General features: G+C 68.5%; 21 protein-coding genes. 14 read left to right on the forward strand and 7 right to left on the reverse strand.

What is annotated here, in order from left to right; translation table 11 throughout:
* Positions 1–53 precede the first annotated feature (53 nt).
* From AC1RQF_RS00300 to AC1RQF_RS00335, 8 genes are read left to right on the forward strand one after another with little or no spacing between them, the layout of a single operon-like run.
* Complete coding sequence (locus AC1RQF_RS00300; RefSeq protein WP_273995776.1) at positions 54–500, forward strand: DUF6484 domain-containing protein; 447 nt, start codon at positions 54–56, stop codon at positions 498–500.
* An 8-nt stretch (positions 501–508) separates the two neighbouring features.
* On the forward strand, positions 509–1,534 hold the full coding sequence (locus tag AC1RQF_RS00305) for a DUF2169 family type VI secretion system accessory protein (protein ID WP_492870969.1): 1,026 nt from the start codon (positions 509–511) through the stop codon (positions 1,532–1,534).
* Positions 1,503–2,645: a hypothetical protein gene (locus AC1RQF_RS00310; RefSeq protein ID WP_492870970.1), complete on the forward strand. Its 1,143-nt coding sequence runs from the start codon at positions 1,503–1,505 to the stop codon at positions 2,643–2,645. The genes AC1RQF_RS00305 and AC1RQF_RS00310 overlap by 32 nt, the downstream gene beginning before the upstream one ends.
* Positions 2,632–3,144, forward strand: coding sequence for a DUF4150 domain-containing protein (locus AC1RQF_RS00315; protein WP_273995779.1), 513 nt, complete (start codon positions 2,632–2,634; stop codon positions 3,142–3,144). Before AC1RQF_RS00310 ends, AC1RQF_RS00315 begins: the two co-directional genes overlap by 14 nt.
* A 9-nt stretch (positions 3,145–3,153) precedes the next feature.
* Entirely contained in the window at positions 3,154–3,801 is a 648-nt protein-coding gene (locus AC1RQF_RS00320; protein ID WP_273995780.1) for a hypothetical protein, read from the forward strand.
* Positions 3,802–3,837: 36 nt separating this feature from the next.
* Positions 3,838–4,836 (forward strand): type VI immunity family protein, encoded by a 999-nt coding sequence (locus AC1RQF_RS00325; protein ID WP_273995781.1) that lies wholly within the window; start codon positions 3,838–3,840, stop codon positions 4,834–4,836.
* Between the two features lie 29 nt (positions 4,837–4,865).
* Complete coding sequence (locus AC1RQF_RS00330; protein WP_273995782.1) at positions 4,866–5,588, forward strand: hypothetical protein; 723 nt, start codon at positions 4,866–4,868, stop codon at positions 5,586–5,588.
* 3 nt (positions 5,589–5,591) lie between these two features.
* Positions 5,592–6,776: a hypothetical protein gene (locus tag AC1RQF_RS00335; RefSeq protein WP_492870971.1), complete on the forward strand. Its 1,185-nt coding sequence runs from the start codon at positions 5,592–5,594 to the stop codon at positions 6,774–6,776.
* On the opposite strand, the gene AC1RQF_RS00340 is transcribed toward AC1RQF_RS00335, so the two are convergent.
* A complete protein-coding gene (locus tag AC1RQF_RS00340) occupies positions 6,736–8,328 on the reverse strand; it encodes an ABC transporter substrate-binding protein (RefSeq protein ID WP_492871138.1) in 1,593 nt (530 codons plus the stop codon). The genes AC1RQF_RS00335 and AC1RQF_RS00340 overlap by 41 nt on opposite strands.
* Before the next feature lie 268 nt (positions 8,329–8,596).
* Between AC1RQF_RS00340 and AC1RQF_RS00345 the strand changes: the two genes are divergently transcribed.
* Positions 8,597–9,853, forward strand: a complete 1,257-nt coding sequence (locus AC1RQF_RS00345) for an oxalate decarboxylase family bicupin (RefSeq protein ID WP_273995784.1) — start codon at positions 8,597–8,599, stop codon at positions 9,851–9,853.
* Positions 9,854–9,915: 62 nt separating this feature from the next.
* Positions 9,916–11,223 carry an Nramp family divalent metal transporter gene (locus tag AC1RQF_RS00350; protein WP_273995785.1) on the forward strand — a complete coding sequence of 436 codons (1,308 nt, stop codon included), beginning with the start codon at positions 9,916–9,918 and terminating at the stop codon, positions 11,221–11,223.
* 68 nt (positions 11,224–11,291) lie between these two features.
* Here AC1RQF_RS00350 and AC1RQF_RS00355 read toward each other — a convergent pair whose 3' ends face one another.
* Positions 11,292–11,621 carry a DUF2322 family protein gene (locus tag AC1RQF_RS00355; RefSeq protein WP_273995788.1) on the reverse strand — a complete coding sequence of 110 codons (330 nt, stop codon included), beginning with the start codon at positions 11,619–11,621 and terminating at the stop codon, positions 11,292–11,294.
* A 177-nt stretch (positions 11,622–11,798) separates the two neighbouring features.
* Between AC1RQF_RS00355 and AC1RQF_RS00360 the strand changes: the two genes are divergently transcribed.
* On the forward strand, positions 11,799–13,739 hold the full coding sequence (locus AC1RQF_RS00360) for an NHL repeat-containing protein (RefSeq protein WP_492870972.1): 1,941 nt from the start codon (positions 11,799–11,801) through the stop codon (positions 13,737–13,739).
* On the opposite strand, the gene AC1RQF_RS00365 is transcribed toward AC1RQF_RS00360, so the two are convergent.
* Together AC1RQF_RS00365 and AC1RQF_RS00370 are read right to left on the reverse strand one after the other, a co-directional pair.
* A complete protein-coding gene (locus AC1RQF_RS00365) occupies positions 13,733–14,731 on the reverse strand; it encodes a bestrophin family protein (protein WP_492870973.1) in 999 nt (332 codons plus the stop codon). The genes AC1RQF_RS00360 and AC1RQF_RS00365 overlap by 7 nt on opposite strands.
* Positions 14,732–14,746: 15 nt before the next feature.
* Positions 14,747–17,068 (reverse strand): FdhF/YdeP family oxidoreductase, encoded by a 2,322-nt coding sequence (locus AC1RQF_RS00370; protein ID WP_492870974.1) that lies wholly within the window; start codon positions 17,066–17,068, stop codon positions 14,747–14,749.
* A gap of 159 nt (positions 17,069–17,227) precedes the next feature.
* Here AC1RQF_RS00370 and AC1RQF_RS00375 point away from each other — a divergent pair, with 159 nt between their 5' ends.
* Both AC1RQF_RS00375 and AC1RQF_RS00380 read left to right on the forward strand, forming a co-directional pair.
* Entirely contained in the window at positions 17,228–18,655 is a 1,428-nt protein-coding gene (locus AC1RQF_RS00375; protein ID WP_273995792.1) for an aminotransferase-like domain-containing protein, read from the forward strand.
* Between the two features lie 14 nt (positions 18,656–18,669).
* Positions 18,670–18,966 carry a transcriptional regulator gene (locus AC1RQF_RS00380; protein WP_492870975.1) on the forward strand — a complete coding sequence of 99 codons (297 nt, stop codon included), beginning with the start codon at positions 18,670–18,672 and terminating at the stop codon, positions 18,964–18,966.
* 30 nt (positions 18,967–18,996) lie between these two features.
* On the opposite strand, the gene AC1RQF_RS00385 is transcribed toward AC1RQF_RS00380, so the two are convergent.
* Together AC1RQF_RS00385 and mgtA are read right to left on the reverse strand one after the other, a co-directional pair.
* Positions 18,997–19,740, reverse strand: a complete 744-nt coding sequence (locus AC1RQF_RS00385) for a transporter (RefSeq protein WP_273995793.1) — start codon at positions 19,738–19,740, stop codon at positions 18,997–18,999.
* Between the two features lie 78 nt (positions 19,741–19,818).
* On the reverse strand, positions 19,819–22,599 hold the full coding sequence (gene mgtA, locus AC1RQF_RS00390; protein ID WP_273995794.1) for a magnesium-translocating P-type ATPase: 2,781 nt from the start codon (positions 22,597–22,599) through the stop codon (positions 19,819–19,821).
* 756 nt (positions 22,600–23,355) lie between these two features.
* On the opposite strand from mgtA, the gene AC1RQF_RS00395 reads away from it, so the two are divergent.
* A complete protein-coding gene (locus AC1RQF_RS00395; protein ID WP_492870976.1) occupies positions 23,356–23,844 on the forward strand; it encodes a hypothetical protein in 489 nt (162 codons plus the stop codon).
* A gap of 203 nt (positions 23,845–24,047) precedes the next feature.
* On the opposite strand, the gene AC1RQF_RS00400 is transcribed toward AC1RQF_RS00395, so the two are convergent.
* Positions 24,048–25,739: a S8 family peptidase gene (locus tag AC1RQF_RS00400; RefSeq protein ID WP_492870977.1), complete on the reverse strand. Its 1,692-nt coding sequence runs from the start codon at positions 25,737–25,739 to the stop codon at positions 24,048–24,050.
* Positions 25,740–25,752 lie beyond the last annotated feature (13 nt).

Here is a 25,752-nt window from a genome sequence, read left to right on the forward strand (position 1 = left end):
ACATCCATTCGCAGCACCGACGGGCGACGGTCCGGACAACGGGGAGAGGTTCCATGGGCAAGATCGAGAGACTGCACGTGCTGGACGAACACGCGGAGGCGCGTACCGATGGCGACATCGCGATCGGTACGATCACGTGCGTCGATGCGCTGCGCGGCGTGTACGTCGACTACCCGGGCAATCCAGCGGGCACGCCGCTCGCGGCGCTGTGCGCCGCGGCGCTCGATGCGGCGGCGGTGGGGCGTCAGGCTGCGCTGCTGTTCCAGCAGGCGGACCCGCTGCGCCCGATCGTGCTGGGCCTGATCCGACGATCCGTCGAGCCGGCGGGCGCGCTCGCGGGGTCGCTCGCGTTCCAGTCCGCGCATGACCTGTCCTTGCGGTGCGGGGCCGCGAGCCTGTCGCTGAGCCGCGACGGGCGCATCGTCTTGCGCGGCAGCACGATCGCGAGCTATGCCACCGGCACGCAGCGCCTGCGCGGCGCGACGGTCGAGATCAACTAGGCGCGCGCGTGCTGCAGATCGTCAACGCGACGCCGTTCGCTGCGGAGCGCGCGGTCGTGTACAACGCGGCCGGCGACCACATCTGGGTGGTCGTGATCAAGGCGACCTACCGCGTCGAACCGGATGGTTCGATCGAGCTGGCCGACGCGCAGGAGCCGGTGATGCGCGCGCCCGAGTACTTCGGCGAGGCCGGCGCTTCCACGCTGCGACGCGACGCCGAACTGGTCTATGCGCATCCCGGGACGGCCGTGATCGTCAACGCATCCGCTCATGCGCCGGACGGTGCGCCAGTGCGGCGGCTCGACGTGGGTGTCGAGGTGGGGCCGCTCGCGCAGCGGCTGCGCGTGTTCGGCAGCCGCCGCTGGGAGCGGCGCTTTACCGGAGTGCGCAGCTCCGAGCCGGAACCGTTCGCGCGGGTGCCGCTGCGCTACGAACAGGCGTTCGGCGGCGTGTGCGCGGACGACGACAGCGTCTACGAACCTAATCCTGTCGGGTGCGGCTACTATGCGAACGCTGCTTCCGCCGTCGATCGGCCGTTGCCGCAGGTCGAGGCGCCTGCGTCGCTGATCCGCAGTTGGCGGGATCGACCGCCCCCTGCCGGTTGGGCTGCGATTCCGCCGGCATGGGCGGCGCGCAAGCGGCTGGCGGGTACGGCGGACGAACAGTGGATGCGGACCCGCGCACCGTTGGTTCCGGACGACTTCCAGCCCGCCTTTTTCAATGCGGGCGCGCCGGGCATGCGCACCGACGCGCCCCTGGTCGGCGGCGAGCGGGCGGTGCTGTCGCACCTCGCGCCGCAGGCGCGGCTTGCGTTCACGCTGCCGCGGGTGTTCTTCAATATCCAGTCCTACCTCGGGAAGCAACGCGTGCGGCAGGATGTGCAGCTCGATCGCGTCATGCTCGAACCCGACGATGCGCGCCTGATCCTCGTGTGGCGCAGCACGCTCAATTGCGGACGCGACGCGCGCATCGTGGACGTCACGCACATCGACACCAAACGCCATGCCTACGATCGCACCCGCTTCGGTATCTGAGCCGGCGTCCACGGCGACCGCGCCGGTGGCGTTCGCCGGATTCGGCGCGATCTGCGCGGCGGGCTTGAACGCGGCGGAAGCGGCCAACGCCGTATTGGCCGGATGCCCGCGCATCGCGCATTCACGGCGTCATCCGAGCGCGTGGCTCGGCGCGGACCTCGTCGTCGCGAAGCTCGACTGCCTGGACGACGACCTGCCGGTCGGCGAGCGCATCGTCGAACTCGGCCGGACGGCGCTCGCGCAGGCGCTGCGCGAGGGCGCTGGCGACCTCGACGCCGCGCGCGCGCTGCGCGCCGGCGTGCCGTTGCTGCTGGCCTTGCCGCCGCATCGCGTCGGCTTGCCGAAGACGAGCATGGGATCGATCGCGCGCGCGATCATCGCAGCTTACGAGGGCGCGGATCGCGAGGCGAGCCGTGTGTTCGATACGGGGCATGTCGGTTTCATCTCGGCGCTCGCGCTGGCCGCGCACTGGATCGGCGAGGGGCGATACGAGGCCTGTGTCGTCGGCGCGGCGGATTCGCTCGTGGATCTCGACTATTTGCACTGGCTGGAACAAGGGCGGCGCGTGAAGGCGCGCGATACGCCGCATGGCTTCACGCCCGGCGAGGGCGCCGCGTTCGCCGTCGTGCGACGGGACCAGGGCGTCGCGGGCAGCGGCCGTCCGGGCGTGGTGCTGGGCGGCGTCGGCTTCGGCGCCGAGCCCGATCTGTGGTTCGAGGGCAAGGCGACGCAAGGGCGCGGCTTGACGCTGGCGCTGGCTCAGACTCAGGCGTCGGCGCCTGCCGGGGCGGCGCGCATCGATTGCTGCTACGCCGACTTGAACGGCGAGACATGGCGCAGCGCGGAGTGGGACTTCGCATTCCTGCGCAATGGGCATGCGTTCCGCAGTCCGCTCGACTTGCGGCACCCGGCCGAGGTGTGGGGAGATACCGGCGCGGCCTCGGCGGCGCTGAACTGTCTGCTCGCGCACCACGACCTGCTGGATGGGCTGGACGGCTATCGCCGCGCGATGGTGGCGGCCTCGTCCGATGTCAAACCGTGGCGCGCGGCGGTCCGGCTGGACTTGCGAGGCGCGGGAGCAAGCGATGATTCCGACAGTGATTGTCAATAACCTCACGATCGTGCATCAGCACAGCGACGGCTCGGTCATGAGCGCCGGGCCGGATTTCTGCAAGACGCCGGGCGCGGGCGTCGTGCCTTACGTGAATACCGCGTTCTCGAAGGATCTCGTGAACGGCTCGCGAACCGTGACGACGAACGGCGTGCCTGCCGCGCTGAAGGAATCCGAGTTCCGGCCGAGCTATGGCAACGAGCCGGGCGCGGGGGGCGGCGTGGTGTCCGGGGTCAACCGGGGCTGGGCGAAGTTCACGAACTACAGCTTCGACGTGAAGATCGAGCAGCGCAATGCGGCCCGCCTGTCCGATCCGATGATGATGAACGGCAATGGGCCGAACACCGGTAGCCCGGCAGAAACGCAGGGCAACCTGCTCGCGCAGGGTGGGTTGCTGTGCCGGATTTTTTGCTGGTGCGATCAGGACAAGGCGGACGAGGCCATGGGGAAGGATTTCGTGCAAAGGATGGGCGGGATCAGCGGCAGTATGGAAGCCTAGGAGAACATGATGGTGGACGACGAAGACAAGCCGCAAGGCAAGATGTCGGACAAGGAAAAGTGTTTCCAGGCGGCGTGGGAGGCGGTCAAGGGGGTCACGGACGTCGGCGGAATGAAGGTGGCGCCGCAGAGAGCGTGGGGGCTGGAAAGCGGCGGCTGGGTGTCCGGCTATGGCAACTGGTGGCAGGCGATCCGGAGCCTCATGGGCAAGGTCGCGAAACAGGTGCGCCGGCCCGACCTGACGATCACCGAGAACGGCAACACGAGCGTGGTGGATCTCAAGTTCACACGGGCCGACAAGACGCCGGACAAGTGGGGGACCAAGGTGGGGGCGAATGGAAACACGCAGCTCGATGACTACAACGACATCAATACCCAGGAAAACGGCGGCAAGGATCCTTATGGTGGGAAGCCGGAGCTGAGCGCAAAAAGCTGCGGATGCGGCGAAGGAACCAAAGTGGAGGCGCTCGTCGTGGCACCCGATGAGTCTTATGCGAAAGACAAGCTGCTGTTCCAGGGCATGGACCCACGGACGGTGGAGGCGATGCAGCAGGGGCTTGCAGCGGCAGGGCGCGGACTGCAGGGGCTCGGCGAGTTGCTGGGCGGGATGGGCGGGCGCGGCGTGATGGAAGGCGAGCCGATATTCGAGCTTCCCTGAAGAACGGACGAGTGAGATTCTCTATTCGATACCGATATGACGATTCTGGAAAACCTGACTTACGAAGAAGATGGCCTACGGCTTGCGGGGCCTTGTTTATGGTTCGAAATATTTTTCGAGCATGCTCAAGGCCCGGAAGTCCTCGACTTCTACGAGAAAGCGCGAGCACTGCTCGGCACGCGCCTGTCGCACTACGATCTCGGTGACGGCCGCACGAAGCGCTGGTCGGCGCGCGCGGAAACCTTGGTGCCGACCTGGTGCGGCAATCCGACCTATGCGCGCGGCAAGCAATATTTCATGTTGCTCGGCGGTGCGCCGGAGGGGACGAGCGACGCGCAAATCAAGATCGCATTCTGGCCGCGCAAACCGGATACGGAGCCTGAACCGGGCGATGTCTATCCCTATTCGTCGGTGGCGTGCTCGATTCCGCTGGACCATCCGCTGCTCGTCGAGGACGGGGTGATCGACTGGCTCGGCGAACTCGACATCGTGGCGAATCAAGCCTTCATTTCAGGGTCGTGTGGAATCGCCATGAATTTCTCGATCGACCTCCCTACGATGGAGCAGACCAACGAGGCGCGACGGCGTGTTGCCGCCGCGATCCAGCGTTACCCGGGCCTCGATGTGCCGGGCTACGGGATCGGCATCAAGAACCGCTTGCTGAGAATCGAAGCCCAGACCGGCGGCGATGCCCCACGATATGCGCGGAGAACCTTCGTCAAGCGTGTGAACTGGCTGACCTTTCTGAACCGGGATCAGGTCGCGTTGCTGGATGAGCAGAACCAATTCAGCAGCCGGATAGCAAACCTGCCGGATGTGATGGTCCGCGAGCTGAAGCACGGCATAGCTATCCGGGCGGGGGAACGGCCCAGCATCGGTGACACGGCGAAGGGCGACTGGGTGTCGGTTTACCAGTCGGTCGGCGCGTTGGTGAGGCCGGTGCGCGTCGAATCGGTGACCGGATCGACACTCGTTTACGCGCTCGAGCAGGATGGCGTCGCGCGATGGCTTGGCGCATTCGACACCCCGCAATGAATCCGGCCCCTTCCTGACGGAGGCAAGACGTGAAAGTCGATGTGCACGCAACGGGCGCGAAGCTCGGCGAGTTGCTCGAAGTCGATGACCTGCCGGTCGACGTTCGCGATCCGGTGCGGATGTTCGTGGATCTGGTCGACGCGGGATTTTGCATTCCCGCCACGCAGGGCGCTGCGACCCCGGGCACGCCCGCGCCGCGCGTAGGCTGGCTCGCCGAGCGCAGCGACGACGCGCCGCACCGCATCGCATGGCGTCTCGATGTCCCGGACGGCCTGCTCGGGCATCTGTTGATCGCGCGGAATCTGCTGCGCATGCGCGGCGTCGATGCCGCGTTCCTCGACGGCGACGCCGCGCACGGGACGCCGCTGACGATCGGGCGGGACTACCCGCGCTTGCCCGCCGCGCCGCCGTACCCGTTCCAGCTCGAACTCGACGAGTCGGCGCCCATTCCAGGCTGCACCGTCTCCGTGCAGTACCATGCACCGCTCGACGCGGCTCGAGCGCGCCAGCTGTGCGAGCAATTCTCCGTGTGGGGCAAGGTCGCGATGTGCGGCGGCTTCGCGCCCCCCGACGTCGATCCGTCCGCCGCCGGAACCCTGTTCGTCGCCGCGTTCCAGCAAGATCCGCGCACCATCGCGCTCGAATTCGACGTGTGCTTCGCCGTGGATTTCGCCTGTTTCGACCTGCTCAACGCCCGCTTGCTCCACGGGCATGCGGCGGGCGAAACCGTCGTCGACGTGATTGCCGAGTAGGTCATGACGGCGCTGTCACACGACGCCTTCGCGCAGGGCTTTTGCGAGGATCACTTCGACGAGCTGTTGCATCTCGCGCCGATGCGGATGCGCGGCTTGGAGACATGGGCGGTTCCGTCCGCGGAGCGCTTGCGCGTCGACAAGCGTTTGCTGGGCCACCTGCGCGGGCTGGTGTCGAGGCCGGAGGCCGCGTGGCGCCGCCTGGACGCATGGGTCGAGCAGAACGGTCCCGGCGAGGTTCCGATGCTCGTCGCGGGATTGCTGGTGGGTTTCGACGCCCGCGCTGCCTGGCGCGATGCGCTCGCCGCGTGGCTCGATCATTGCGCGTCGCCGTATGCGCTGGCGCGGGAGTGGCAGCGCTGGGCGCGGCATGTGGCGAAGGACGCGGTATTCCAGCCGCCCGCCTCCGACGATGCCGCGATCGCGACCCAGCTCAGGCTGGCGGCCGCCGTCACGCCCGAGGCCGCGGACGCCGCGGTCGCATCGATTCCGCATGTGTCGCCTGACAGTGTGCTGGAGGCGGTCGCGCGCACGGTCCTGGCCTTCGGCCTGCCGCGTTTCGAGCCGGACCTCGTCGCGCTCACGCGCGCGGACGCCGCGCCGGTTCGCGAAGCGGCGCAAGCCGCGCTGCTGCGTATCGCGCCGCACCGTGCGGCGGCTGCCGTCGATGCGCCGGCATGGGCGCATATCGACACGCCGGAGTGGTTCCTGCGCGCGGCGCTGGCGTTGCCCGGCCACCGGGTCGAAAGCTGGGTCGCCCGGCTCGACGCGGACGACAGGGCGCGCGAGGCGCTGTGGTGCGCGGCGGCCTCAGGATGCGCGTCGCTGCTCGGCTATGTGGAAGGCAAGACCGCAGACCCGGTGCTCGGGCCGCTCGCCGTACTGTGTCGCACCGCGCTGGCGGGCGAGGCGCCCGGGTCGGCGCGCCGCGAGAGCAGGGCGGACGCCGCGACGGAACACGCGCCGGCGCCCACCCACCTGCTCGATGGCCGCCCGGCCAGCGTCGCGCATGCCTGCGCGCTGCTGCGCGACGGCACGCAGTTGCAGCGCGTCATCGCCGGTTACTGGCTCGAAAGCCGGCACCCGGGCTATCACGCCGATCCCTGCGCCCCGGCCTTTGCCCGGCCGTCGCCGCCGCGCGCGCCCGTCACGGCTTGGCCAGCGTCCGATACGACACGAAGTCGTTGATCGGCCCGATCTCCGGCCCCGTCACGCCGGGCCGCGTCGCGACCTGCACGACCTTCTCGAACATCACGATGAACGGCGAGCGATCGAGCACGTCCTGCTGCAAGCCCTGGTAAAGCTTCGCGCGCTTGGCCGGCGACGGCTCGACGAGCGCGGCCTCGGTCCGCGTGGTCAACTGCGGAATATCCCAGCTGTTGCGCCATGCGAGCATCTTGGTCTTCGACTGTTCCGAGTTGTCCGGATTCCACGCGAAGCCGCGCGCGTTGCTGTTGGGATCCATGTAGTCCGGCGACCACTCGCCGATGAAGATGTCATGCTGGCGCGCGCGATACTTGCCGATCGCCTGCTTCGCATCGCCGGGAATCAGCTGAACCTTGATGCCGCCCTGCGCGAAATTCGCCTGGAGCGCCTGCGCGATTTCGATGAACGGATAGTCGTTCGGCATGTCCATCGCCACCGAGAACCCGTTCGGCAGCCCGGCCTTGGCGAGCAGCGCCTTCGCCTTCGCGACGTTCTGCCGGTACGGGTTCGCATCGAGCGCGCCGAGGAAGCCGTCGGGCAGGAAGGTCTGGTGAACCTTGTACGTCGTGCTGACGATGTTGTGCTGGATGCCGTCGTAGTCGACCAGCCATTTCATCGCCTGCTGCACCTCGGGTTTCGCGAGGTTCGGATTCTTCGTGTTGAGGCTCAGATACAGCAGCGCGGCGACCGGCCACGACGCCACCTTGATCTTGCCCGCCTTCGACAGCGTGGCCAGGCTGTCGGGGCTCAGGTTGCGCGCGGCGTCGACATCGCCGTTCTCGAGCAGCAGGCGCTGCGCCGACGCCTCCGGCACATGACGCAGCACGACGCGCTTCATCGGATACGGCGCGCGATAAGCCTCGAAGCGCTGCAATACGAGACTTTCGTTGGGCGTCCACTTGACCAGCTGATACGGACCGGAGCCGGCGTCGTTGCTCTTGAGCCATGCGTTGCCGAAGTCGCCGCCGCTTGCGTGCGACATCAGCAGCCTGCGATCGAGGACCGAGCCGGGCCCCGCGCTCAGCACGTTCAGCACGAAGCTGGGCGCGTACTTGCGGTCGGTTTCGAGCGACACGGTGAGGTCGTCGATCTTCTTCACCTTGCGCGCCACGTTGTCCTTCGCGAGACCGAGGTCGGCGAGCACGCCGGCCGGGCCCTTGTCGAGCAGCACCGTGCGCTGCAGCGACCACGCGACGTCGTCGGCCGTCAGCGGATTGCCGGAATGGAAGGTGAGCCCGGGGCGCAGCTTGAACGTATAGGTGAGGCCGTCGGCGCTCACGCTCCACGCCTGCGCGATGCGGCCTTCGAACTTGGTCGGGTCGCGCAGGTCGACGCGCACCAGGCGTTCATAGGTGTTCGCAACGTACTCGGACGGCACCAGCTCGTAGATCTCGCTCGGATCGAGCGTCGTGAATTCGCCGATCTGGGTGGCGATCACGAAGATGCCGGGGGGCGTCGCGGCGCGCGCGGCCAGCGTGGGGACGAGTGCGGCGCACGCGGCGGCCACGAGCAGTTTGGACAGCAGGTGCTTCATGCAGGCTCCGACAGTCATGAGAAATCGTTTCGCGATTCTCTCATCCCGGCGCGCGAAATCGAAAATCGGCGCGGGCGTCGCCGCGCGCCGCCCGCGCCGCGAAGATTACATATTTAAAGGAAATCACATTAACTCATCGGTTTATCTCGACAAATCATTTAAATAAGTACTGATTTTGTATTTAACTTGTCGGGCGGCGCGGGTGATCTGAAGAAAATCGAATCGACGCGCCGGGAAATCATTTCAATTAACCGATGGAGCATGATCCATGACGAATCTTTCCCGACGCAAAATGCTGGCGGGTACGGCCGGCGCGCTTGCCGCGGCGGGCGTGGCGATCTCGGCGCGGGCCGCGTCGTTCGGCAATCCCGATCAGCCGCCCGAAGGCGCGGTGAATGCCCGCAATCCGCAAAGCCTGACGGACCCCGGTCCGAAAAACCAGGCGGTAATGAATCAATTTCCTTCATTCCAGGATCCACCAGCCACTGATATCAACGGCATGCCGTTATTCTGGGCCTCGTTCAATAATTCACATAAACGCATCCAGGACGGCGGCTGGGCGCGCGAGGTGACCCAGGACGATTTCGCGATTTCCGACACCATTTCGGGCGTCAACATGCGGCTCACGCGCGGCGGCATCCGCGAGATGCACTGGCATCAGCAGGCCGAGTGGGCGTTCATGCTCGACGGCCGTTGCCGGATCACGGTGCTCGACGAGGCGGGGCGGCCCTCGGTGCAGGACGTGAAAGCGGGCGACCTGTGGTATTTCCCGCCCGGCCTGCCGCATTCGCTGCAGGGCGTCGGCGTCGACGGCGCGGAATTCCTGCTCGCCTTCGATAACGGCCGCGCCTCCGAATTCAACACGCTGCTGCTGACCGACTGGATCGCGCATACGCCGCCCGAGGTGCTCGCGCTGAACTTCGGCGTGCCGGCGAGCGCGTTCGCGAAGATCCCGCTCGAGAACCTGTGGATCTTCCAGGGCGGCGATCCCGGCCCGCTCGCGGACGCGCAGCGCGCGGCCGCGTCGCCGAAGGGTGAGCCGAAGCAGCCGTTCATCTTCTCGATGGGCGACATGAAGCCGCTGATCCGCACGCGCGGCGGCGAGGTGCGGATCGTCGACAGCGGCAACTTCGGCGTCTCGAAGACCGTCGCGGCGGCGCTCGTCACCGTGCATCCGGGCGGGATGCGCGAGCTGCACTGGCATCCGAACGCCGACGAATGGCAGTACTACATCCAGGGCGAGGCGCGCATGACGGTGTTCGACACCGGCCCGAAGGCGCAGACCGCCGATTTCCGCGCGGGCGACGTCGGCTACGTGAAGAAGAGCCTCGGACACTACGTGCAGAACACCGGGAAGACCGATCTCGTGTTCCTGGAGATCTTCAAGGCCGACCACTACGCGGAGGTCTCGCTGACCGACTGGCTCGCGCATACGCCGCCGCGGCTCGTCGAGGCGCACCTGAATCTCGCGCCCGGGATCCTCGCGGGCCTGCCGCGCACCCGCCCCGACGTGGTGCCGCTGTGATGCGACGCGCGGCCGGCGCGTCGCCGGCCGCGATTTTTCTTCCCCGCACGAAGGAATCCGCCATGCCTCCTGTCTCGAATCCCTCCGCCGACGGCTTCGCCCTGTCGGGCGCGTCGACGACGCGCACCGAAGCGGCGGCGCGCGCCGCGCTGGAAGGCCGCCGCACCGGCATCGCCGCGCTGCTGCCGTTCGTCGGTCCTGCCGTGATCGCCTCGATCGGCTACATGGACCCCGGCAATTTCGCGACCAACATCCAGGCGGGCGCGGCTTACGGCAACCGCCTGCTGTGGGTGGTGCTGGCCGCGAACCTGGTCGCGATGCTGTTCCAGGCGATGTCCGCGAAACTCGGCATCGTCACGGGCCGCAATCTCGCGGAGCTGTGCCGCGAGCATTTTCCCGCGCCGCTCGTCTGGACGATGTGGGGCGCGTCCGAGATCGCCGCGATGGCGACCGATCTCGCCGAATTCCTCGGCGGCGCGCTCGCGTTCGGCCTGTTGTGCCATGTGCCGCTGCTGGTGGGCATGGTGGCGACCGCGCTTGCCACCTGCGCGATCCTGATGCTGGAGCGGCGCGGCTTCAGGCCGCTGGAGGCGGCGATCGCCACGCTCGTCGGCGTGATCGGCGCGAGCTACCTCGGCGAACTGCTGATCGCGCCGCAGGACTGGGGCGCGGTGGCCTATCACCTGGTGGTGCCGCAGCTTGGCGATCGCACGGCGCTCACGCTCGCGGTCGGGATCATCGGCGCGACCATCATGCCGCACACGCTGTATCTGCACTCGGGGCTCACGCAGGGGCGCACCGCGCCGCGCAACGAGGCCGAGCGGCGGCGCCTGCTGCGCTTCTCGAATCGCGAGGTCGCCGTCGCGCTCGGGCTCGCGGGCTTCGTCAATCTCGCGATGGTGATGACCGCGTCGTCGGCGTTCCATCGTACGGCCCCCGGGATGGCCGATATCGGCGAGGCCTATCACGCGCTGATTCCGGTGCTCGGGCCGGCCGCGGGCGGCTTGTTCCTGGTCGCGCTGCTGACGTCGGGGGTGTCCAGTTCGGTGGTGGGGACGCTGGCGGGACAGGTGGTGATGCAGGGCTTCATCCGGCAGCGGGTGCCGGTGTGGGTGCGCCGCGCGGTCACGATCGCGCCCGCGTTCGCGGTGGTCGCGGCGGGCTGCGACGTGACTCGGGCGATGGTGCTGAGCCAGGTGGTGCTGAGCTTCGTGCTGCCGATGCCGATGATCGCGTTGTGCGTGCTGTCGGCGCGCGTCGACGTGATGGGCGCGCACGTGCAGCATCGCGCGCTGCGGGTCGTGGCCGGGGTGGCCGCGGCGGTCATACTCGCGTTGAACGCGTACCTGATCCGGGCCGCGTTCCAATGAGCGTTGATGCGCGCCGCGGCGGCGCGCATCAGGCGATCAGGCGATCAGGCGATCAGGCGATCAGGCGATCAGGCTGCGATGACGTCGATGCGCAGCGCCGGCGCGCCCGCGGCGATCGCGAGCAGGCGGTCGACGTTCGGATGCGCGCCCGGACGGTTGCGCGCATCGGCGGTGTGCTCGCCGAACACCGCGAGGCCGTGCTCGGCGGCGCGCGCGTCGAGCGTGCCGAAGGCCTGCTGGAGATAATGATAGAGCGCGAGCGAGCCTTGCTTGCCCGGCTGGTTCTCGATGCTGGCCACCACCGCGCCGGCGGCGTCGACGAGATCGATGCGCGCGATGGCGTCGATCGCGGGCAGTTGGGCGAGGTTGTCCTTGAATACGGGGGTCGGTTGAATCACGGGAATCACTCCGGTAAGCGGAAGTTGCGAGGCGGGCGTATCTTAGCCGATCAGGCGGGCCGGGCGTGTTTCTGCCAGGGCCAGGCAGGACGGCCCGGCGGCTGTCATCGACGTTTCATCGCCCGTGCGGCAGAGTTTTCGTGGTGTCCTTCACTCGACGACAAGGAGCGCGCTTTCATGGTCACGCAACGAATCCGCGTCGCGTGCGCGGGCCTTCTGATCGGGGCGGCGGCGCTCGCGCCGGCCTGCCGCGCGCAATACGCGACCGACTGGCTCGCGAATACCTTCGGCACGCTGGCGACCCACGTCGGCAACGGCGCGCGCGCGTTGTGGGTCGCGCCCGACGGCGCCGTCTACACCGCCTCGTTCTGGGATGAAAACGAGGGCGGCGTCGCGATCTACCGGAACGGGCGCAGCCTGGGCTCGATCGGCACCCACGCGGAATTCCAGGGTGGGGCGATCACCGGCAACGCGACCTCGATCTTCGCCGCGTTGCAGGTCAGTACGAAGCCGGGCAGCGGCTCGGTCGGGCGCTACGACCGGGCCACGCTCAAGCGCGATCTCGTGATTCCGGTCAGCGTGTGGAACGCGGTCAGCCGGGCGGACGTGATCACGGGCCTCGCGACCGCCGGCACCCAGCTGTACGCCAGCGATTTCTTCGGCAACCGCGTGCGCTTGTTCACGACCGACGGCGTCTGGCAGCGCGATCTCGCGGTGACGGGGCCGGGCGCGCTCGCGCTCGACGGCGCGGGCAACCTGTGGGTCGCGCGCCGGGCCGCGGCCGAGATCGACGGCTTCACGCCGTCCGGCGCGCCGCTCGCGACGATCAGGATGGATCCCGCCGCGCGGCCGTCCGCGCTCTACTACGATGCCGCCGCCGGCCTGCTGATGGTCGGCGACCAGGGGCCGGACATGAACATCAAGCGCTACGACCTGCGCGCCGCGCCCACGCTCCTCGACACCTTCGGCGTGACGGGCGGCTATCTCGACGCCACGACCGGGATCCGCGGCCAGGTGGGCGCGCGCCGCTTCACGCGGGTGGCGGGGATCGGCAGGGACGCGACGGGCACGTTGTACGTGCTGAACAACCCGTGGGGCGGCGGCTGGGACCTCGGGCGCAACGGCACGACCGACCTGCATGCCTACGACGGCGCGGGCAACCTGCTATGGACGCTGCAGGCGCTCAACTTCGAGGGCGTCGCCGCGCCCGACCCGGTGACGGACGGCGCGTATTTCTACAGCGGCATGAATCTCTATGCGGGCGGGGCGGGCGGCGGATTCGTCGCCAATACGGTGGATCCGTTCACCTATCCGCGCGATCCGCGCCTCGACATGAACGACTACCAGCGCGGCCAGCATTTCGGCCAGCTCGCGAGCGTCGGCGGGCGGCGGATCCTCGTGGCGTCGGGCCAGAACCCGGGCAACTTCAACTTCTATCACTTCAATGCGGCGAGCGGCTATATCGCGATTCCGGACGCCTCCCTGCCCGGGCCGGCGTTCGGCACGCAGCTGCAGGTGACGAACGGCTTCTGCCTCGACGACAACGGCGACGTATGGGCGGGCCTCGCCGGCACCAACGCGCTGACCCGCTATCCGCTGGCCGGCTTCGACGCGAACGGCGTGCCGTCATGGGGCGCGCCGCAGACGAGCGCGGTGCCGGCGAGCGTCGCGCCGCTCACGCGCGTGATCTATCTGGCCGGACGCGACACGATGATTCTCGCGCAGGGGCTCGCGAACAACTGGGACTGGACCGCGATGAACGGCCATATCGAGGTGTATCCGGGCTGGCGCGCGGGCAACACGACCACGCCCGGCGTGGTGATCCAGCTGGCCAGGCCGAATCCGAAGTCGATCGCGGCGGCGGGCGGCTATCTGTTCGTCGGCTATGTGCATACGGTGCCGGACGTCGACGTATTCGACCTCGCGACGGGCAGCCTCGTGACCACGCTGGCCAACTCGAACCCGGCGGCGCTCGACGTCGGCAACGACGTCGATTCGATGTACGGCCTGCGCGCCTATCAGCGCGCGAGCGGCGAATACCTGATCACCAAGGACAACTACAACGGTTCCAGCCTCGTGGTCTATCGCTGGACGCCGGCCGCCGCGCGGCGTCAGTGAAGGCGGAAGTCGGCGTCGACGCGGATCTCGCCGGGCAGCGGCTCGCCGGCCGTTTCGAGGATCGAGCGCTCGATCGTGCGGGTCAGCGCGTCGAGCGGCAGGTGGTTCGGCCCGGGGCCGAACGGCTCGGCGATGTCGCCCGAGATCGCGTCGAGCCCGATCAGCGTGTAGGCGACGAACATCGACACGAACGGCGTCGCGTAGCCGATCGAGTCGACGAGCCCGAACGGCAGCATCACGCAGTACACATAGACGGTCCGGTGCAGCAGCACGTGATACGCGAAGGGGATCGGCGTCGACGCGATCCGTTCGCAGCCGGCCAGCTTCGCGCCGAGTTCGTTGAGCTGCGCGTCGAGCATCCACAGCTGCGTGTCGCTGAGCGCGCCGGCGCGCTGCTGCTCGGCGAGCATGCCGCGCAGCGCGTGCAGCACGGCGACCGGCCGGTAGTGGGCGGCGGCGAGCGCGGGCAGGAGCGGGGCGGGGAGGTAGCGCGCGAGATCGGCGGCGGGATCGGTTCCGCGCAACTGGTGCTTGAGCGCGTAGGCGAAGGCGATCGTCAGGTTGACGAAACCGGGGCGGTCGAAGCCGGCGGTGCGCGGCGAAGTTGCGGTCGACGTGGCCGCCACACCCGGCGTGGCGACGCTCGACGTGGCGACGCCCGGCGCAGCGACGCCCGGCACGACATAACACAGCGCCTGCGAGGTCAACGCGCGCGCGGCGGTCAGGACACCGCCCCACAGCTTGCGGCCTTCCCAATAGCGGTCGTAGCTCGCGGTATTGCGAAAGCCCGCGAACAGCGCGAGCGCGAGGCCGGCGAGCGTGAACGGCGTCGGGTTCAGCGTGACCTTCTCGCCGAAGATGCGGCCGCCCGTGCGCAGCGCGAGCAAGCTGATCGCGGTCAGCAGCACGAGCTGCGGCAGGATCTGGCGCAGCACGGAGCCGCGCCAGACGAACAGCATCCGCAGCCAGTGCTCGCGCGGTCGGACGATCATCGGGGCCTCCCGGGGTCAGGCGGCCGTCGCCAGGGCCGCCGAGCGGTGCATCAGCACCGGAATCGATTTCGAGGTGGGCGTGTTGCAGATGTCGCCGACGCTGTCGAGCGGCACCAGCGGGTTGGTCTCCGGATAGTACGCGCCGAGGCAGCCGCGCGGAATATCGTAGGCGACCAGCAGGAAGTCGTTCGCGCGGCGCTCGACGCCGTCGTCCCACACGGTCTCGAGGTCGACCCGTTCGCCCGCCGCGAAGCCGAGCATCGCGAGGTCGTCCGGGTTCGCGAACACCACGCGCCGCTGGCCATACACGCCGCGGTAGCGGTCGTCGAGCGCGTAGATCGTCGTATTGTACTGATCGTGCGAACGCGTGGTCATGAGCGTCATCAGGCGCTCGCCGTGGCGCGCGCGGGCGCGCTGGATCGGCGTGTCGGCCGGCAGCGGGTGCGCGATGAAGTTGGCCTTGCCGGTCGGCGTCAGCCACTCGCGCTCGCGCGACGCGACCCGCAGGTGGAAGCCGCCCGGCTTCGCGATCCGCTCGTTGTAATGCTCGAAGCCGTCGAAGGTCTGCTCGATCGCATCGCGCACCTTCGCGTAGTCGTTCATGTAGCCGGGCCAGTCGATCTCGCCGCTGCCGAGCACCGCGTCCGCCAGACGCGCGACGATCGCCGTCTCCGACAGCAGGTTCGGCGAGGCCGGCCGGTTCATGCCGTACGACACGTGCACCATGCTCATCGAATCCTCGACCGTCACGCCTTGCGCGACGCCGTTCTGCAGGTCGATCTCGGTGCGGCCGAGGGTCGGCAGGATCAGCGCGTCGCGGCCGTGGATCAGGTGGCTGCGGTTGAGCTTGGTCGTGATGTGCACGGTCAGGTCGCAGCGGCGCAGGCCTTCCCAGGTGCGCGGCGTGTCGGGCGTGGCCATCGCGAAGTTGCCGCCGAGCCCGATGAACACCTTGACGTGGCCTTCGCGCATCGCCTCGATGGTCTCGACGACGTCGTAGCCGTGATGGCGGGGCGGCTCGAAGCCGAACACGCGGCCGAGCCGGTCGAGGAACGCCTGGCTCGGCTTTTCCTCGATCCCGACCGTGCGGTTGCCCTGCACGTTCGAGTGGCCGCGCACCGGGCACAGGCCCGCGCCCTCGCGGCCGATGTTGCCGCGCATCAGCATCAGGTTCGACAGCATGTGCACGGTCTGGACCGAGTGCTTGTGCTGCGTGATGCCCATCCCCCAGGTGGCGATCGTGCGCTCGCCGCGCACGTAGACCTGCGCGAGCGCGTCGATCTGCGCGTAGGACACGCCGCTTTCGGCGGTCAGCGCGCCCCAGCGCTCGGCGCGCAGGTCATCGGCGAACGCGTCGAAGCCGTGCGTGTGGGCTTCGATGAACGCGACGTCGAGCACCCGGGGCGCATCGTTCTCGCGCGCCGCGTCGTCGAGTTCGAGCACGCGCTTGGCCACGCCCTTGATCAGCGCGAAATCGCCGCCGAGGGTCGGCTGGATGAACATCGACGCGATCGCGGTGCCCGACATCGACATCATCTCCAGCGGGCTTTGCGGATCGGCGAAGCGCACGAGGCCGCGTTCCTTGAGCGGGTTGATCGACACGATCGTCGCGCCGCGCTTGGCGCATTCGCGCAGCTCGCCGAGCATGCGCGGGTGGTTCGTCGCCGGGTTCTGGCCGAAGATCAGCAGCGTGTCCGCGTGCTCGAAGTCGTCGAGCGTGACGGTGCCCTTGCCGACCCCGACCGTGGCCGGCAGGCCGCGGCTCGTCGCCTCGTGGCACATGTTCGAGCAATCGGGGAAGTTGTTGGTGCCGAAGCGGCGCACGAACAGCTGGTACAGGAACGCCGCCTCGTTGCTCGCGCGGCCCGAGGTGTAGAACGCGGCGCGGTTCGGATCGTCGAGCGCGCGCAGGTGCCGCGCCATCAGCGCGAACGCCTCGTTCCAGGCGATCGGCACGTAGCGGTCGGACGCCGCGTCGTAGACCATCGGGTCGGTGAGGCGGCCGTGCTGCTCCAGTTCGAAGTCGGATTGGTCGAGCAGCGCGGTGACGGTATGCGCCGCGAAGAACGCGGGCGTGACGCGCTTGCCCGTCGCCTCGGCGGCCACCGCCTTCACGCCGTTCTCGCAGAACTCGAAGGTGGACGCGTGCGCGCGGTCCGGCCAGGCGCAGCCCGGGCAGTCGAAGCCGTCCGGCTGGTTCTGCTTGAACAGCAGGCGGTAGTCGCGGCCGGGAACCTTCTCCTTGATCAGGTTGATCGCGACGTACTTGAGCGCGCCCCAGCCCGCGGCGGGGTGGGTGTACGGCTCGATGCGGGCGTTGGCTTGCTTCTTTTTCATGATGCGGTGAGGTTGGGGCGACGATGACAGGCACAGGGTACGTGCAGGTCGGCGCGCCCTGCGTGCACACCTTGCGGTGCAAAAAAAGAGTACAGTTCGCGGTTTGGATGAGCCGGATCAAGGAACTGTGTCTCTGAAAGATATTCGACAGGGAGCGGCGTGAAGCGCTACGAGAAACTGGCCGACGATATCGACGGGATGATCCGGCGCGGGGTGTACCAGCCGGGCGAGCGGATTCCGTCGGTGCGGCACACCGCGCGCCAGCAGCAGCTGAGCGCAACGACGGTGGTGCGCGCCTATCTGGTGCTGGAGAGCCGCGGGGCGATCGAGAGCCGGCCTCAGTCCGGCTATTTCGTGCGCGCGCGGACGGCGGAGCCGGCCGCATCCGAGCTGCACGCGTCGGCGCCGCTCGCGGTGTCGGCGCGGGTGGACGTGAGCCGTCTCGTGCTGTCGACGCTGCGTTCGATCGCGCGCGACGACGCGGTGCCGTTCGGCTCGCCCTATCCCGACTCGACGCCGTTCCCGTCGGCGCGGATCGCCCGCCACGCGCAGGCGATCGCGCGGCAGCGCAGCCGCTGGGGCGTGATCGACGACCTGCCGCCGGGCAATCCCGAGCTGATCCGGCAGATCGCGCGCCGTTACCACGAGCATGGCGTGCCGGTCGAGCCGGACGAGATCGTCGTGACGATCGGCGCGACCGAGGCGATCAATCTGTGCCTGCAGGCGGTGGCCAGGCCGGGCGATACGATCGCGGTCGAGTCGCCGACCTTCTACGCGATGCTGCATGCGATCGAACGGCTCGGCATGCGCGCGATCGAGGTCGCGACGCATCCGTCGGACGGCATCGACCTCGACGCGCTCGCGGAGATACTCGGGCGCGAGCGGATCGCCGCCTGCATGGTGATGCCGAACTTCCAGAATCCACTCGGCTTCCAGATGCCGGACGCGCGCAAGCGCGCGCTGGTCGAGCTGCTTGCGCGCCACGACGTGCCGGCCATCGAGAACGACGTCTATCACGAGCTGTACTACGGCGACGCGCGGCCGAGCGCGTTGAAGACCTACGACCGGCAAGGGCTGGTGCTGCATTGCGCGTCGTTCTCGAAGAGCCTGTCGCCCGCCTACCGGATCGGCTGGGCGATGCCGGGGCGCTACCGCGACGAAGTCGAGAAGCTCAAGTTCCTGAACACGCTCGCGACGCCCGCGATCGATCAACTGGCGATCGCGGAATACCTGCGCCACGACGGCTACGATCATCATCTGCGCCGCATCCGCCGCGCCTATGCGCAGCAGGCGAAGCTGATGGCCGCGATGGTGCGGCGTTTCTTCCCGGAAGGCACGCGGCTGTCGCAGCCGATGGGCGGCTACGTGCTGTGGGTCGAGCTGCCGCCGACGGTCGACGCGATGCGGCTCTACGAACTGGCGCTCGCGCAGCGCATCACGATCGGGCCGGGGCGGATGTTCTCGACCACCGACGGTTATCGGCATTTCATCCGGCTCAACTACAGCGCGCCGTGGTCGGCGCAGATCGAGCAGGCGCTCAAGACGCTCGGCGAACTGGCCGCGCGCTGCGCGCGCATGCACGCATGAAGGGGAAGGAGAGGATGAACGATCAGGCGGATGCGCCGCCCGAAGGCGGCGACGAAGACGGACTGGACCCGGCGCTGGCGGCGCTGCTCGCGTGCCTCCACGAGGCGGCGGCGGACGGCGCGGGCAAGCCCTGGTCGCTCGCGAAGCTGAGCAAGCGCGCGCGGGCGCCGATGAGCAGCCTGCGGCGGATGCTGACCCAGCTCGACGCAGCGGGGCTGACCGTCACCACGCTGCGCGACGACGGTACGGGCAGCGCGGCGCTGACCGACGAAGGGCGCGCGCTGTGCGCCGCGCTGTTCGACGCGGGCTGACGCGCCGCGTCGAGCCGCGCCGGCAACGCGCTACCAGCGCGCGGTCACGCCCGCCATCAGCGAGTGATTGTAGGTCTGGTCGTTGAGCCCGCGCCGGTAGCCGACGTCGAGATCGAGCCAGGGGCGCGGCGTGTAGATCGCGCCCGCGATCAGGAACGCGGGAGAGGTGTGATGGTCGCGATCCGGATTGCGCGACGCGCCGATGTCGAGCGCGAGCTGGAGCCGGTCGGTCACGCGGTACAGCATCGCGCCCGACACCTGCCATAGCGAGGTCCGGTCGTCGTGGCTGTTGGGCTGGTAGGCGACGCCCGCGTTGACGAGGAACGTGAACGCGGCCACGTCGTACTGCGCGAGCAGCGTCGCGCCGGCGTTCACGCGGCCGTTGCCGAGCCCGTGATGGTCGTCGCCGGTCGGCACGTTGATGCGCGGTTTCAGCGCGATGCTGAGCGGGCCGCGCTCGAGCACGCGCCACTTCGCGCCGATCTCGACGTCGCCGAAGCCGGAGCTGGCCTCGTCCGAGCGGGTCTGCACGTGCGTGTAGGGCGCGTTCACATAGAGATCGAACGACGGGCCGAAGCCGCGCGTGAGCGTGGTGTTCCAGAGCTGCTGGCGGCCGGTGTCGGACTGGCGCGAGGTCTGCTCCATGTTGAGTTCGTATTGCCAGTTGCCGTCGCCCTGGGTGCCGGTGTCGTCGGAAACGAGCGGATGGGTGGCGTACGCGCCGGCCGGTGACAGCAGCGAGCAGGCGGTCGCGAAACGGAGAATCTTTTTCATGTCGATGACTGCAGGAGAGGAGCGGGGTCGCCCGCCCGCGCGGCGTGCGCGGACGGGCCCGGAGTCAGCGGGCGCGGTTCAGAACCACTGCCGGTAGCGCTTCACGTAGATCGTCTTCACGACCTGCGCGAGCGCGATGTAGCCGATCATGGTGGCGATCAGCCACATCCAGTAGCTGCTCGGCAGGTGGATGAAGCCGAGCGACTCGGCGAACGGCGAGAACGGCAGCCAGCAGCCGATCCCGATCGCGACCGCGGTCGACAGCAGCACCGGCAGCGCCGCGGTGCTTTGCAGGAACGGGATCTTCTGAGTGCGCAGCAGATGCACGACGAGCGTCTGCGACACGAGCCCTTCGATGAACCAGCCCGAGTTCATCACGACCTGGCCGGCGGCGCCGCCATGCAGGTGGTACAGCGCGCCCGCGCCGAACACCGACCACATCAGCGCGTAGGTGGTGATGTCGAACACCGACGAGGTCGGCCCGATCCACAGCATGAAGCGGCCGATATTGCCCGCTTCCCACTTGCGCGGCTTCTTCAGGAACTCGGGGTCCATCTTGTCCCACGGCAGCAGCATCTGCGAGGTGTCGTAGATCAGGTTCTGGATCAGCAGCTGCGTCGCGAGCATCGGCTCCCACGGCAGGAATGCGCTCGCCACCAGCACCGAGAACACGTTGCCGAAGTTCGAGCTGGCCGTCATGTTCAGGTACTTGAGGATGTTGCCGAAGGTCTCGCGGCCCTTGATCACGCCTTCCTCCAGCACCATCAGGCTCTTTTCGAGCAGGATGATGTCGGCGGTTTCCTTCGCGATGTCGGCGCCGCTGTCGACCGAGATGCCGACGTCGGCGTCGCGCAGCGCGGGGGCGTCGTTGATGCCGTCGCCGAGGAAGCCGACCGTGTGGCCGTTCGCCTGCAGGGCCTTGACGATGCGCGCCTTCTGCAGCGGCGTGAGCTTCGCGAACACGGTCGCGCGTTCGACCACCTGCGACAGCGTCGCGTCGTCGAGCGTGTCGATCTCGGGGCCGAGGATCGGCTTGCCGGGATTGAGGCCGACCTGGCGGCACACCTTCATCGTGACGGTCGGGTTGTCGCCCGTCAGCACCTTCACCGCGACACCGTTCTCGCGCAGCGCGGCGAGCGCCGGCGCGGCCGATTCCTTGGGCGGATCGAGGAAGGTCAGGAAGCCGCGCACCGTGAGGTCGCGCTCGTCGGCGGTGCGATACTGCTCGCGCTCGTCGCCGCGCGGGATCGCGCGCGTCGCGAGCACCAGCACGCGGAAGCCGTCCTCGTTGTACGCATTCGCCTGTTCGAGCAGGCGCTTGCGGGCCACGTAGTCGAGCGGCCGCACGCCGTCCTCGTCCTGCACGTGCGTGGACACCGCGAGCATCTCCTCGACCGCCCCCTTGCAGACGAGGAGATGCTCGCCGCGCGGATCCTCGACCACCACCGACAGACGGCGGCGCACGAAGTCGAACGGCAGTTCGTCGATCTTCTTGTATTCCTTCGGCTTCACCCGGTCGCCCAGCTCGTTCGCGCGATTGACGACCGCGATGTCGATCAGGTTCTTCTGGCCGCTCTGGTGATAGCTGTTGAGCCAGCCGAGGCGCAGGATGTCCTCGTTCTTCTGGCCGAGGATGTCGAGGTGATGCTCGAGGATGATCTTGTCCTGCGTCAGCGTGCCGGTCTTGTCGGTGCACAGCACGTCCATCGCGCCGAAGTTCTGCACCGAGTTCAGGCGTTTGACGACGACCTTGCGGCGCGCCATCGCGACCGCGCCGCGCGCGAGGTTCGCGCTGACGATCATCGGCAGCATTTCCGGCGTGAGGCCGACCGCGACCGCGAGCGCGAAGGTGAGGGCGCTGAGCCAGTCGCCCTTGGTCAGGCCGTTGATCATGAACACCACCGGCACCATCACGAGCATGAAGCGGATCAGCAGCCAGCTGACGCTCGATACGCCGCGATCGAAGCTGGTCTCGATGCGCTTGTGGCTGACCACGTTCTTCGCGAGCGAGCCGAAGTAGGTGTCTTCGCCCGTCGCGACCACGACCGCGATCGCGGTGCCGCTCACGACGTTGGTGCCCATGAAGCAGACGTTCGCGAGATCGAGCAGCGCGCCTTCCGGCTCGCGCGCCTCGGCGCTCGCCTCGGTCTCGGTGGCCGGATGATGCGCGGACTTCTGCGCGACCGCGCCGAGCGTGTCGTACTTCTCGACGGGCAGCGCTTCGCCCGTCAGCACGGCCTGGCTGATGAACAGGTCGCGCGACGACAGCAGCCGCACGTCGGCGGGAATCATGTCGCCCGCCGACAGGTGCACGATGTCGCCGACGACGACCTCGCGCATCGGCACTTCGGTGCGCGTGGGTTCGCCGGCCTCGGTGATGCGCCGCTGCACCGTGGCGGTGGTGCGCACCATCGCCTTCAGCTTCTCGGCGGCGCGCAGCGAACGGAATTCCTGGAAGAAGCGCAGCAGCGCGCTGATGCCGACCATCGCCATCAGGATCGAGATCTTGACGTAATCCTGGTCGCCGGGCTCGGCGAAATAGATGTCGGTGAAGTAGCTGATGGCGGCGAGCACCAGCAGCACGTAGATGAACGGATTGTTGAACGATTGCAACAACTGCCGGGTCCAGTGCGGCGGCTTGTCGTGCGCGATCTCGTTCGGGCCGTCGAGCAGCAGGCGGTCTTCGGCCTGGGCGAAGGTGAGACCGCCGGTGGTGGTGCGCAGGTTCTTCAGCGTGGCTTCGAGCGGCTGGGCGGCTTCGCGGACGATGCGCATGGACTGCGCGTCGTCGTCGCGTTGACGCGCGCCGTAATTGAGAAAACCGCGCTGCTTGTTCTTCGGGTTCGTGCGTTGTGTCATGGGACGCTCCATGGCCGGGCGGACCGGCGAGGGGCGTCCGTCGCGTTAACGCGGCGCGAGCGTCCCCCGCCGCGTCGCGTCTGGCGCGTTCGGCTGAGATTCGAGGTCTATGGGGTCGCTCGCCGGCGCGCGACGATCGGCAGGCACACGCTGGAGGTGCGCGCCGGCGAGCCATAATCGGCTACTGTCGTCTGCTTCCATCAGAACTCCTGTCGATTGCGGGCAAAGGCGCAAGGCCTTCGCGATCGGGGCGCAAGCCGCTGCGCGTGCGCGGTCGCGCACGCGCCAGGCGTCGTGCGGGCGCGTTCGCCGGGCGGCGCAAGGCCGCACGGCGCGGACGAACACAGGCGCGCGCATGGGGCGCGTCGTTCGTTCAATGAAATTCGGGCGGGAAGATCGGGCCGGGAAGGCCGGAAGGACACCGCATCCTGCGATCGAGGATGCGGCAGGAGATGAAGCTCTGCGCGTTTCCTCAGTCAGCAGTCAAAGTTGGTGCAGGACCAACTACAACTCGCATCGGTGTTCACAGAACACTCCATGTATTTAGACGGGGCCGATGGTAAAGGCCCGGCAAGCAAAACGTCAACCCCTTTACGCAAGGTTTACGCAGATTCGTTCCGGTCCGCCGCGCCGGATGCCGCGCGCGCCACGCAGGCGCGGCGATATCGATACGCGAAATGCGGATTTGTGGAGCGGAACGCGGCCGATATAGTCGCCGTGTTTCGCCGTCCGCCACAGTGCGAGGGAGTGTGCGGCATGTCTATCGTGATTCTCGACCCGGCGGCGTCCGCCGCGCGCGACGTTCCGTCCGGCGCGCCCGCCGTGATCCGCTCGGCCGCGGACGTCGCGCGGCTCGCGAACCAGGGCGCGCCGTTCGGCAAGGCGCGCGCGGTGATCGTGATCGCGCTCGGCGGCGTGTTTCTCGATGCGTACGACCTGACCTCGCTCGCGTACGGCATCAAGGACATCGCGAAGCCGTTCGCGCTCACGCCGGCCGAAGTGGGCTTCGTGTCGTCGGCGGTCGTGTCGAGTTTTTCGGCCGCGCTGGCGCTGGCGCGCGGCGGCCGGTTCGTCGCCTGCGTGCCGGGGCGCCAGACCCGTCAGGGCCGGGACGGCCTGCATACGTTCGAGCTGCCGGTCGAGACCGAGGGCGTCACGGTGTCGATGATGTGGCATCCGCGCGTCGAGCACGATGCCGCGCATCGCCGGCTGCGCGAGCGGATCCGGATGGCGTGCGCGGCGTGAGCCGGTGCGGCGGACGCGGTGTCGGGGGCGCGCCCTCGGACCGATGAGCGGCGCGTTGCGCCTGCGCCAGGTTGCGGCGCGCGCGTCATGCAACGGTTCTCCCGACGCAAAAACGGCGGCGCATCACGCGCCGCCGCCGTTCATCTCTCCCGCAAGCATGACGCGGCGACCCCGTGCCGGAATCGCCGCACCACGCGTCCTGCTCAGTTCGACGTCGCGGCGGTCACCGCGGCCTTCGCATCGAGGATCCCCGCGCCGGGCGGCAAGGCGCTGCATGTCGCGGTGGCGGCGACGGGCGACGGACGGGCCGTGGCCGCGAGCTTCTGCGCGATCTGCGCGGGCGTCAGCGTCGGGTTCATCGACAGCATCAGCGAGATCACGCCCGCCACCTGCGGCGCGGCGAGGCTCGTGCCGCTGTCGGTCGCGTAGGTGTCCGCCACCGGCGAGGTGGTGCCCGTGTTCGAGGTCGACAGGATGACCGAGCCCGGCGCGCTCAGGGTGATCTCCGAGCCGAAGTTGCTGTACCACGCGCGACGGCCGGTGTTGTCGGTCGCGGCGACCGCGATCACGCCCTTGCAGTTCGCGGGGCGATCCTGCGCGGTCGACTGACCGTTGTTGCCGGCCGCGACCACGACGCTCACGCCGACCGCATTGACGTCGTTGATCGCCTGCTGGAAGGTGTCGCCGCACGGGCCGGTGCCGCCGAGGCTCAGGTTGATGACCTTGGCCGGATGCGTGTTGTTCGGCACGCCGGCGACCGGGATCCCGGCGGCCCAGCGCATGGCGTCCGCGATGTCGCTGGTGGCGCCGCCGCACTTGCCGAGCACGCGCACGGGCAGGATCTGGCTGTTCCAGTTCACGCCCGCGATGCCGATGCCGTTGTTGGCCGACGCGCCGATGAGGCCCGCTACCTTGGTGCCGTGCCAGCTGCTGTTGTTCGGCGACGTTTCGCAGTTGTAGAACGGGCCGGTCGAATCGTTGATTTCGGCCTGCGTGACCCAGTCGCCCGGATCGGTGGCGTCCGGGCCGCGCGTCTTGCCGTTGTTGCTGGTCGCGACGCTCGTGATGAAGCTGTAGCCGGGCAGCAGGTTCGGCGTGATGTCGGGATGCGGGCGGTAGCCGGTGTCGAGCACGGCGGTCACGAGGCCGGGCGCGCCCGTGGTCAGGTTCCAGGCGAGCGGCAGGTCGATGCCAACGGACGGGTCGGTCAGGTTCCATTGTTGCGAGAACATCGGATCGGTCGGCACGGTCCGCGTGAACACGCGGCGATCCGGTTCCGCGTAGGCGACGTCGGGGTCGGCCGCGAAGGCTTGCGCGAGCGCGGTCGCGTCGGCGGCGGCCATCCGGCGGCCGAGCGACAGCAGCGAGGAGCCGTCCGACAGCGTGCGCTCCATCTGCACGGCGGCCGGCTGCGCGGCGCTGGCCGCGTAATTGCGCGCCTGGCTGTTCTGCGCGCTCGGCGCGTTCCAGTTGGTCATCACGCGCTGGATCACGGCGCTGACGCGGGCCGGATCGCTGACGCTCGCCGCCATGATGCGGGCTCCGGAAGCGGACGACATGGTGGTCGGCTGCAGCTTGATGATCACGTGGTCGACCGGCACGTCCTGCGCGGTGGTGCCGGGCGTCGTGCTCGACGACGCGGACGACGAGGTCTGGGCGGCGCAGGACGCATTCGAATTCGGCGAGGTCGACGTGCCGGGCGTCGGCGTCGGCGTGGTCGGGGTCGGGGTGGTCGGCGTCGCGGTCGACGGGGTGGGGGACGGAGTGCCATCACCGCCGCCGCCGCCGCCGCCGCAACCGGCGAGGGGAATCAGCAGGGAAACGGAAAGGATGCCTGCGAGCGTACGCGTCTGGCTGAGCCGTGCGGGGGGGAGGTTGAAACGTTTGACTCTCATGTTGGCTCTCGGT

This window comes from Burkholderia sp. GW821-FHT14F03 (genome assembly GCF_058803765.1).